Origin of the sequence: Anaerovorax odorimutans, from assembly GCF_024459955.1 — a bacterium.
In the GTDB taxonomy this organism is placed as follows: domain Bacteria; phylum Bacillota; class Clostridia; order Peptostreptococcales; family Anaerovoracaceae; genus Hominibacterium; species Hominibacterium odorimutans_A.
This window is the reverse complement of sequence record NZ_JANFXK010000173.1, coordinates 1-252: the sequence shown is the minus strand read 5'-3', so window position 1 is coordinate 252 and position 252 is coordinate 1. Positions and strand designations below refer to the sequence as shown.

General features: G+C 43.3%; 1 protein-coding gene. It reads left to right on the top strand.

Annotated features, from left to right (window positions below; all coding sequences use genetic code 11):
* A partial coding sequence (locus tag NE619_RS18360; protein WP_256133907.1) for a hypothetical protein occupies positions 1 to 252 on the top strand: 252 nt, incomplete at both ends.

Genomic DNA, 252 nt, shown 5'->3' with positions numbered 1-252 from the left:
ATCACGGTAAGCGGTGCGAAGGCGATCACGATCATTACTTCCATCGGAACGGATTATAAAAACGATTATCCGAAATACCGTACAGGCGAGACAAAAGAACAGCTCGCTGCTTTGGTAAAAGGATATGTATCCGGAGCTGAGGCGAAAGTAAAAGCCGGCGGATATGAGACGTTAAAAGAAGATCATGTAAATGATTACGATCATATTTTCGGAAGATTAGATCTTAACATCGGACAGGCAGTGTCTGACAAG